Below are 2,272 nucleotides of genomic sequence, written 5' to 3' on the forward strand. Positions count from 1 at the left end.
AGCGATTTGCAAAATGCAAATCACTTCGCAAATCGCCTGGGGTGTTAGCAGTAATGGCAGAAAACCGGTTCCAAAGGAGAAACACGACTGAAAAATCATAAATTTGTAGCATATTGAAATAAATAATGGACAATCGTTTTACGGACATAATTCAGCTAATTAAACAATCTCGGACTAATGCTATAAAAGCCGTAAACGCTGAACTGATAAATCTCTATTGGAATATTGGAGAATATATCAGCAAGAAAATTGAACAATCAGAATGGGGCGACTCTGTTGTAACAGAATTAGCCAGTTTCATTCAGAAACACGAACCTGATATAAAAGGCTTCTCCGATAAAAATATTTGGAGAATGAAGCAGTTTTACGAAACTTACAAAGACTTCCCAAAACTCTCACCACTGGTGAGAGAAATTAGCTGGACAAACAATCTTCTGATTTTTTCAAGGTGTAAAACTATTGAAGAAATGGAATTTTACCTAAAACTCGTAAAACAAGAAAGCTATAGTAAACGAGAACTTGACCGACAAATATCTGCAAGCTTTTTCGAGCGGACAATGATTGGAAACTCGAAACTCTCAACAGCGTTGAGAGAAAGTAATCACGACCTTTCAAACACATTCAAAGACAGCTATGTGTTTGAATTTTTAAACTTACCTGACCCACACAGTGAGAGCGATTTACAGCGTGGACTTGTAAGACAAATAAAAAATTTCATTCTCGAACTCGGGAAGGACTTTTTGTTCATAGGAGAAGAATATAAGTTGCAAGTTGGCAACAGCGACTTTTACATTGACTTGCTTTTTTACCATCGTGGACTACAATGTTTAGTGGCGTTTGAACTCAAAGCAGACAAATTCAAACCCGACCACTTGGGACAGCTTAACTTTTACTTGGAAGCACTAGACAGAGACGTTAAAAAGCCAAACGAAAACCCAAGCATTGGAGTTTTGCTATGCAAGGACAAAGACAGTGAAGTAGTAGAATATGCTTTAAGCAGGAGCCTTTCACCGACTATGGTATCAGAGTATAAAACGCAACTACCTGACAAGAAGCTTTTACGACAAAAACTACACGAACTGTTCGACAATGAGACGGACAAGAAATAGAGCCACTACTGCCAACACGGGTTTTGCCTCAGGCGGGGTGACACTTCGACAAGCTCAGTGCATCGCGTGCAGACCTGGAGCTTTGTGCTTATACTTTAGTAATAAAATTATAGCTTTATACTCCCAAAACCCGCCCGAAAGCAAAGCCCGAGAACGTTATGTGCAACCCTAATGACGACGATGCGAACATTACTGATATTACTTTTCGGACTGACAATATTTTCCTGTAATCAGACACAGACGGCACAGGACAAAATTATTACCCAAAACACTATTGTTCAAACTCAACTTGTCAAAGACACTTTAATCAGCAACATCGAACGGCTTTTTAAAAAGGCGCTAACCTGCGACACTGTTGAATATAGTAATGAGTTTGAATTTGAAAAATATAAATCATTTTTGTTTTTCAAATCAGGATACATACTTAGTAAAACGGAAAAAAATGCTCTTGTGGTTACTTGTCCGACAGACTCGACATATACGGTTATACTTTATTCACTTCAAACAGACCAATGGAAACTATCGGACAGTATTAGCGAGCTTGACGCATTTCCAACTCAATTCGACCCAATTTTTGACGACTACAATTTTGACGGACAAACCGACCTTTATATTCAAGTTAGTGCATCAAATGGTTGGTCATTATCAAGGGGACATTTAATCATCATTGACCCGATGACAAAGAAATTTGACCTTCATAAAGAAGCACGCGACTTTGCAAACATGACAATCGACAAAAAATCTAAAACCATCAAGGCTGAATTATGGGATGGATACGATTTGAAAGGGCGACATCAACTGACTATTTTTACTAACAAATGGGTAAACGGACAACTAACGACAACGAGCAAAAAGAACATAACAATTGAGCCTAACAAATGAAAGGGTATGCACCTAACACCGGTAACCGTTGCACAACCCCTTCCAAAAGATAAATTTTTGAAAAACTACAAAAAACAACCCTTCTTAAATTAGTTTTAAACGAGGTTTATATTGGGAGTAAAGTTAGTGTTGTTCAAAAAAAAGCAGGCGCGAAAACGTTCGATTTACCATCAAGAAAGGGGCTTTTAAAGAAGTGTTTCCCTCCGGGGATTAAGTTGTGCAAAAGCCTCCCCCTAGCCCTGATGGGAGCGGCATCCTCCCCGCCGCCTGCTTTTGCGGCG

2 protein-coding genes are annotated in these 2,272 nt (G+C 39.0%); both read left to right on the plus strand.

All coding sequences use genetic code 11. The features are described from left to right. Positions 1–125: 125 nt before the first annotated feature. On the plus strand, positions 126–1,109 hold the full coding sequence (locus tag CHU92_RS02775; RefSeq protein WP_094412376.1) for a PDDEXK nuclease domain-containing protein: 984 nt from the start codon (positions 126–128) through the stop codon (positions 1,107–1,109). Between the two features lie 180 nt (positions 1,110–1,289). After that, complete coding sequence (locus tag CHU92_RS02780) at positions 1,290–1,991, plus strand: XAC2610-related protein (RefSeq protein ID WP_094412378.1); 702 nt, start codon at positions 1,290–1,292, stop codon at positions 1,989–1,991. Positions 1,992–2,272: the final 281 nt, after the last annotated feature.

This window comes from Flavobacterium cyanobacteriorum (genome assembly GCF_002251835.1).
GTDB classification, from domain to species: Bacteria; Bacteroidota; Bacteroidia; order Flavobacteriales; family Flavobacteriaceae; genus Flavobacterium; species Flavobacterium cyanobacteriorum.

What these genes read in the sequence shown, in the direction of transcription:
- CHU92_RS02775 (WP_094412376.1), top strand. Translation starts at nt 126, where the DNA reads ATGGACAATCGTTTTACGGACATAATTCAGCTAATTAAACAATCTCGG.
- CHU92_RS02780 (WP_094412378.1), top strand. Translation starts at nt 1,290, where the DNA reads ATGCGAACATTACTGATATTACTTTTCGGACTGACAATATTTTCCTGT.